Source organism: Shewanella sp. 10N.286.45.A1 (genome assembly GCF_041470405.1).
Classification (GTDB): domain Bacteria; phylum Pseudomonadota; class Gammaproteobacteria; order Enterobacterales; family Shewanellaceae; genus Shewanella.
In genome coordinates, this window is record NZ_JBFRMK010000237.1 from 1 (window position 1) to 7,077 (window position 7,077).

The 7,077-nt window shown below is 44.4% G+C and carries 7 protein-coding genes; 4 read left to right on the top strand and 3 right to left on the bottom strand.

All coding sequences use genetic code 11. From position 1 onward, the window contains the following. Positions 1–13: 13 nt before the first annotated feature. On the bottom strand, positions 14–1,060 hold the full coding sequence (rsgA, locus tag AB4238_RS16690) for a ribosome small subunit-dependent GTPase A (RefSeq protein ID WP_372034447.1): 1,047 nt from the start codon (positions 1,058–1,060) through the stop codon (positions 14–16). A gap of 312 nt (positions 1,061–1,372) precedes the next feature. Here rsgA and azu point away from each other — a divergent pair, with 312 nt between their 5' ends. Then, a complete protein-coding gene (gene azu / locus AB4238_RS16695; RefSeq protein ID WP_372034448.1) occupies positions 1,373–1,825 on the top strand; it encodes an azurin in 453 nt (150 codons plus the stop codon). A 119-nt stretch (positions 1,826–1,944) separates the two neighbouring features. Then, positions 1,945–2,520 (top strand): type II secretion system protein, encoded by a 576-nt coding sequence (locus AB4238_RS16700; RefSeq protein WP_372034449.1) that lies wholly within the window; start codon positions 1,945–1,947, stop codon positions 2,518–2,520. Between the two features lie 75 nt (positions 2,521–2,595). Here the strand turns inward: AB4238_RS16700 and AB4238_RS16705 are convergent, their stop codons facing one another. Both AB4238_RS16705 and yegD read right to left on the bottom strand, forming a co-directional pair. Continuing rightward, positions 2,596–3,084: a CreA family protein gene (locus tag AB4238_RS16705; RefSeq protein ID WP_372034450.1), complete on the bottom strand. Its 489-nt coding sequence runs from the start codon at positions 3,082–3,084 to the stop codon at positions 2,596–2,598. Positions 3,085–3,172: 88 nt separating this feature from the next. Next, entirely contained in the window at positions 3,173–4,540 is a 1,368-nt protein-coding gene (gene yegD, locus AB4238_RS16710) for a molecular chaperone (RefSeq protein ID WP_372034451.1), read from the bottom strand. A 295-nt stretch (positions 4,541–4,835) separates the two neighbouring features. Here yegD and AB4238_RS16715 point away from each other — a divergent pair, with 295 nt between their 5' ends. Continuing rightward, the gene (locus AB4238_RS16715; protein ID WP_372034452.1) at positions 4,836–6,242 is read left to right on the top strand and encodes a nodulation protein NfeD; all 1,407 of its coding nucleotides are present in this window, start codon (positions 4,836–4,838) and stop codon (positions 6,240–6,242) included. Between the two features lie 22 nt (positions 6,243–6,264). Continuing rightward, a complete protein-coding gene (locus tag AB4238_RS16720) occupies positions 6,265–7,041 on the top strand; it encodes a slipin family protein (protein WP_372034453.1) in 777 nt (258 codons plus the stop codon). The last annotated feature ends 36 nt before the right edge of the window (positions 7,042–7,077 follow it).

Consider the following 7,077-nt stretch of genomic DNA (forward strand, 5'->3'; position numbering starts at 1 on the left):
AGATCAACAGCCCCTAGTAGTTCTTCTTTAATTTTCTAGAAGCCGTTTGTACACCCTGGATCATTTTGCCTAGTGCTTTATCTTTAGCGCGTTTTTCCGCTAGGGTTGCGCTATTTAAAGCTTGTTCACGCATTAACTTTCGATAACTATTTAAGCGGCGCTCATCGAGTAAGCCGTCATTGATTGCAGCTCGAACCGCACAGTCCGGCTCGCTTTCATGGCTACAATCACCAAAGCGACATTGCTGTGCTAAATCAATAATTTCGCTAAAGGTATCATTAACGCCCTGCTCACAATCGCTAAGTTGCAGCTCTCGCATACCAGGAGTATCCATCAGCAGTCCTCCTTGTGGCAACCACTTGAGCGCTCGTGAAGTCGTAGTGTGACGCCCTTTACTGTCATCTTCACGTACGCCACTGGTAAGTTGTGCTTCGAAGCCCATCAGCCCATTCACAAGTGTTGACTTACCCACACCAGAAGATCCTAAAAAGGCCAAGGTTTTGCCCGTTTGGCAGTAAACTGCTAGGCCTTGCAGGCTTTCATCATCTAACGCATTAACTGCGTGCACCATCATAAAGGGATCAAGCTGCTGTGCTTGCTGACATTTATCATCGACATCACTACACAAGTCGCGCTTAGTCAGTACCACCACCGGCTCTACCTGCGCTTCTTTTGCAAGCGCAAGGTAGCGCTCAATGCGGCTTAGGTTAAAATCGTGATTAAGCGAACAAACAATCATTACGCTGTCGACATTGGCAGCTATTAACTGAGTGGCCACTTTACTGCCTGGCGCTTTACGCTGAAACAGTGACTGACGCTCTAAGTGGCGTACTAGCCTGTTTGAGTCGTCAAAAAGTGCCCAATCTCCCACACAAATGCGTTCTGACTGAGGGGTTAGTGTTAGCCGAATATTTCCAGCCTCACTTAACAGTATATTATGGCTACGATGTTGCTCGACCACTCGCCCAATGCTGAGATCGGTTAACTCCTCGAGACTAAGTTGCTGCTGAAAAAAAGGTCTCCAACCCAGCTGTGTTAACGTGATAGTTTGCTGTTCCAACGCCATTCTCCATTCCAGATATCTAAAATTATTCAAGTATAAATAAACTCGTATGCCGCTTGTCGCCGCAAGTACGTATTACAACTGTTAGCCGTTGCTAATGCAGACTAAAGCTACGCTTATTCTGTGATTAAATAATAGCAATCATCGAAACCTGTTGATTGAATAAAAGCGACAAAATGCCCCTGCCTTATAACAGCCAACATAGCTGCATCACTATCTTTAACTTATTTACAATTGATTATCATTCTCATTTGATTGCATTTGTTCTAATATGCTTCGGTTTTCAACTTAATCTAATAAGGAACAACTATGCGTTCTATGACAATACTTATTACCGCTATGATGCTCATGTTATTTAGCAGCACAACTTTCGCTAACGAGTGTGAATTATCAATTTCAGCAACTGATGCGATGCAGTTCGATAAAAAGCAGTTATCGGTACCTGCTAGCTGCAAAGAGATTACTCTCACCTTAACCCATAGCGGCCAACTGCCTAAGTCCGCAATGGGGCATAACTGGGTGCTGAGTAAAGCTGATGATATGCAAGCAATTGCTAATGAAGGTATGGCCGCTGGCGCAGGCAATAGCTACGTAAAACCTGGAGAGCCAAGAGTCATCGCTCATACCGACATTATTGGCGGTGGCGAATCAACCAGCATTACTTTTAGCATCACCGATTTAGATCCAAATGGTGACTATCGTTTCTTCTGCTCTTTCCCTGGTCATTGGGCAATTATGCAAGGTAGCTTCAGTATTACGTAAACGACCTATCACCTAGGAAGCTAAGATTAGACCGCCGCTGTGGCGGTTTTTTATTTTTGTTTATTAACAAATCGATTACTATTAAACTAATGGTCTGATCTTTTGGGAAAAAATATTGCATGGCCGCAAAGAGTAGAGTTAACGGATTTACGCTGATTGAGTTAGTTGTAGTCATTATCGTTTTAGGCATTTTGGCGGTGATCGCCGCGCCCAAGTTTATTGATTTTAGGCGTGACGCTGAGATCAGCCGGGTTAAAGCGATAGCAGCCTCATATCAACAGGCTCTCACCTTCAGCCATACTCGATGGCAAATAGTCGGTGGCAATAGCCCAATGAATAACCTGCCTGGCTATGCGGGTGATGAACTTGATATGAATGCTAACGGCTTCCCTTTAGGAATAGATAAAGGCGAACCAATGGGGCAACCAACCAACATTGGCCAAGGAGAGCAAGGCTGCGTTGATTTGTGGAATACCTTAATCGAAGATCCCGTTAGTGTTTCATTGTCCAGTGTCGATAACGGCAGTGACTTTCAAGCATATCGCCACCCTGCAGATAGTAATCCGACAGGGCAAACCGAGTGCAGTTATGTGCTACGCACACTCAATGACACAGCGGGTCGTGAAACCGCAGAAATAAAAATAGTATATGACTCGGTTGCGGGTACCGCTAACAGTGTTATTAGCAGTAATTAAAGCTTAAGCGATAAGTATTAATTGAACGACGCTATTTACCTTGTAATCTAATATGGCTAAATAGCGCCGCTTATTTTAATTAGTTTGGACAGTGACCGGATCAACCCAAGCTTGAGTGCCGTATAACGGCACTGTAGACAAGGCATGTTTGTGACTGCCATTGGTCTCTTTGGTTGAGTATGACAGGTAAAGTAAGGTTTGATTCTCGGCATCGTAAATACGGCGTACTTTAAGCGTCTTGAATAAAACACTCAGTGACGCTTTAAATACCACTTCACCATTTTTACTCTTATCGATATCCGCAAGATCTGCGGCTGAGATAGGCCCAGTTTGACGACAGGAGATGCTCATATCAGATGGGTCAGCCAAACTGAGGTTGGCTTCAATACGGCTGATATGACATGTCACCCCAGCCACTTTGGGGTCATGACGGGCATCAATAATCACATCTTTAGTGGTAAACAAGCCTAGACTTACCTTGCCAACATCATCACCGCAACCCGCTAAAGTAGCGCTGGCAACAATCCCAAGCAATCCCGCTTTTAATAACGCTATTTTATTCATCACTTTTCCTTATTAATATTGCATACTCACATGAAAGTAAATCGCTGAGTATCAAGCTTACCTTTAGAGCAATCAGTATAACAAAACGCTACGCAAATACTCTTTGCGCCCAACGGGTTAAACCCGCCGTTACACTACCAAAGTGATCGCCAACTACAATCGGAATATCAGGGAATAAGCCTGAGATCCTGCGGTATATAGCAGGGCTACGAGCCGTGCCGCCGGTGACGTAAATTCTGTCGGGCTTAACCCCTGATGTCTCCAATGCTTCTCGCATCAACGACTCGACTTTACTCAGTGGCATGGTTATCGCATTTTCAAAATCAGCTTCTGTTACCTTGGCATGCAGACCTGCATGGACAAAGCTCAGTGGCGTATCAATACTGTCTTCGCTAGAAAGCGCTATTTTACTTTGCTCAGCACTACGAACCAATTTATAGCCTAACTGCTCTTTTTGAACTTTTAGCAGCCGCGTTATAAGTTCTGGTTGTTGTGCATCTTTAATTAACTCTTCGATGAGTTTTTTTGAGTTCAAGGCTGCAAAATCACGTTGCGCACTAATGTCGTTAACAGCCACGGCATTCCAAAATGGTTTACTTGGCACTGGAAGCTTATTGACCATTAAGCTGCCTAAGCCAAGATGCGGCATAAATGCGGCCATTGATAGTGCAATATCGAGATCGTTACCGCCGATGCGTTGGCCACTATGACCTAAAAAGTCCTGGCTTCTATCTGCATTATCAATATGACTTGGCCCCATCTTCACCATAGAGCAATCCGTAGTACCACCGCCCACATCGACCACCAGCACAGTGACATCTTCATCTAATGAAGCTTCATAGTCCATTCCGGCTGCGAGGGGTTCAAAGAGGAAATCTACATCGATAAAGCCTGCACGTTTGGCCGCTAAAGATAAAATAGCTTCTGCTTGTAGATTGCTTTGCTCGCCGCCTATACCTTGAAAATTGACCGGGCGACCAATAACCGCGTGAGTTATCACACCGTTTTCAAGCATATTTTTTTCAGCAACGGTTTTAATATGCATCATCATTAACGTGACGATATCCTCAAACAATGCTATTTGATTGTCTCTTAGCCCTGTTGCGCCGAGGAATGATTTAGGCGAGCGAACATAAAAGCCTTCGTCTGGCATCTCTAAATAAGCCTCTACAGCAGCTTCACCAACGAAAACAGCTTGCTCATGGGGCAGCAGATCTAGCTCACGACGCATTGATGCGGCACGGCTTAATTGAGCGGAGCGTAAACGGGTATATTCAGATTTTTGCTCGTTTGGCAGTTGCTTGAGCACCTCTTCGGCAATCAGCTCTCTGTCCATCGCATAGAGCGTTGAGCTTAAGTACTTTGCATCACCACTAAGCGGGACTAAACAGACCTCTTCACCTTGCATAATACCAATCGCACAATTGGCACTACCATAGTCAAATCCAACAAACATGAGTCTATCCCGTTAATCGTAAAAAAGCCGTGAAAAATAGCACAGTTAATCGGAAGCAAAAAGGGTTATTTTTAAAAATTATCCCTAAGCACAGTTTCTACTCAGGGTTAACATTCTCATAAGCAAATAAGATAAAGCAGAACATATCAACCCTCTTGTACTTAGCAACATTCTAGCAAGCATTTCACAATTCAAATCGTGTCGACTGCAATGATTTTGTCAAAATAGACTAAACTTAAAGTACGACTTTTAGCCGAAATAGGAACTCGACTAAAATATTGACTAAGGTTTGATTATGTATGGCTGCAAGCTAGCCCTATTGGTAATCTTTACAGCCCTATTTTGCATGGGAGTGCAAAGTGCGGACAAAAATATTCTTGCCTCTGAAATCCCTGTTGTGAGTATTAAAGGTCCGATTGGACCTGCTGTTAGCCAGCACCTAGCAGTAGAAATTAATGCCGCTAACCAACAACAAGCTCCACTTATCATTATCACTATCGATACGCCTGGAGGCTTGGTCTCGAGTCTTCGCGACATCAATCAAGCCGTCCTCGCCTCTACTGTTCCGATTGCATGTTTGGTTTACCCTAAAGGGGCCAGAGCGGCTAGCGCCGGTACATACCTGTTATATGCCTGCCATACAGCAGCGATGGCAACCGCGACAACCTTAGGCGCGGCAACACCGGTGCAAATGGGGCCGAGTGCCCCCTCGCCTGACAAAATCAGTCCGGCAGATAAAGGCGAGGATAGTAAAAATGATAACCCCAGCCCTTCAGCAATGGAGAAGAAAATCCTTAACGATGCCATCGCCTACATACGCTCTTTAGCGCAGCTACGTGGCAGAAATCAAGAGTGGGCCGAACTTGCAGTCACTGAAGCTGCCACATTAACCGCCACAGAGGCGCTCGCGCTTAATGTGATTAATTTAATCGCAGAATCACCTCGGCAACTGATAACAAAATTAGATGGCAGTGTCATTGAGTTAGGCGAAGAAAAAGTCACTCTGGATTTAAAAAGTGCAGTCTTAGTCAATAAGCAGGCAAGCTGGCAAAACCAGTTTATCGCCACCATCACTAACCCGAATATTGCTTACATCTTAATGATCATCGGCATTTATGGTTTGCTATTGGAGTTTTATAGTCCAGGCATCGGCGTGGCTGGCATAACAGGTGCTATCGCACTGATTATTGCCCTTTATGCATTACAAATGTTGCCTTTGAATTATGCCGGACTCGCGTTAGTCATCTTAGGCATAGTGCTGCTAATAACAGAAGCTATGGTTCCTAGCTTTGGCATATTTGGGGTTGGAGGAATAGCGGCATTCGTGGTGGGCTCAATTTTCCTTTTCGACACACCGCAGGCGCAATTTCAAGTATCACCACTGCTCATTGGTAGTGTCGCTTTTGTCAGTCTGTTGTTTTTCGTGTTCATACTCAGTTTTGTTTTACGTATGCGAAAACGTGCAGTTGTTAGCGGCCAAGAGGCGATAGTCGGCGCCAATGCAACGGTGCTTGCTGACTTTAATGGCCAAGGTTTTGTCTGCTTAAATGGCGAACGTTGGAATGCAATGAGTCCGCATAAACTCAGCAAAGGTGACAATGTGACCGTAATTAAAATCGACGGTCTATCGCTGCTGGTAGCGAAAATTGAAGCTAAAACCAATCAGTATAAGGAGGCCTCTAATGGAACCGGTCATCAATAACGGCACAATATTCAGCGCAGTAATGCTATTTATTATTATCTCTTTGCTTATCAGTGTCTTCAGGATTTTAAGAGAGTATGAAAGAGGCGTTATTTTTCTTTTAGGACTCTTTCAACAAGTTAAAGGACCCGGTCTTATTATTGTTATTCCGTTCATTCAACAGATGGTGAGAGTCGATTTAAGAACTGTAGTCATGGATGTGCCCAGCCAAGATGTGATCAGTCGCGATAATGTCTCGGTCAGGGTAAACGCGGTACTGTATTTTCGCGTTATTGATTCTCAAAAAGCGATAATCAATGTCGAAGACTTTCTACAAGCGACATCGCAATTGGCGCAAACGACTCTGCGCTCAGTCTTAGGTCAACATGAACTGGATGAGATGCTTGCTAACCGTGAAATGCTCAATGCCGATATTCAAGTGATCTTAGACAGCCGTACAGACGATTGGGGCATTAAAGTTTCAAATGTAGAGATAAAGCACGTTGATCTTAATGAAACTATGGTCAGAGCCATTGCCCGCCAAGCAGAGGCAGAAAGAACGCGTCGTGCCAAGGTTATTCATGCATCTGGTGAAATGGAAGCCTCAAGTAAGCTGGTAGAAGCTGCAACCGCGCTTGCCACAGAGCCCAATGCTATTTTACTCAGGTACCTGCAAACCTTGACTGAAATCGCCGGTGAGAAAAATTCGACCATTCTGTTTCCATTACCAATGGACTTACTTAATGGAGTCATGAACTCTGACCAAAAACCAGCTGAGAGAACAGGAAACGAATCTAAATCGTCGAATAAGCCACAATAAAAAAGGCAGCCTAATGCTGTAATGCCGATCATTTAG

Bases quoted from the DNA above. Each gene is read 5' to 3' on its own strand.
- azu (WP_372034448.1), top strand. From the start codon at position 1,373: ATGCGTTCTATGACAATACTTATTACCGCTATGATGCTCATGTTATTT.
- AB4238_RS16700 (WP_372034449.1), top strand. From the start codon at position 1,945: ATGGCCGCAAAGAGTAGAGTTAACGGATTTACGCTGATTGAGTTAGTT.
- AB4238_RS16705 (WP_372034450.1), bottom strand. From the start codon at position 3,084: ATGAATAAAATAGCGTTATTAAAAGCGGGATTGCTTGGGATTGTTGCC.
- yegD (WP_372034451.1), bottom strand. From the start codon at position 4,540: ATGTTTGTTGGATTTGACTATGGTAGTGCCAATTGTGCGATTGGTATT.
- AB4238_RS16715 (WP_372034452.1), top strand. From the start codon at position 4,836: ATGTATGGCTGCAAGCTAGCCCTATTGGTAATCTTTACAGCCCTATTT.
- AB4238_RS16720 (WP_372034453.1), top strand. From the start codon at position 6,265: ATGCTATTTATTATTATCTCTTTGCTTATCAGTGTCTTCAGGATTTTA.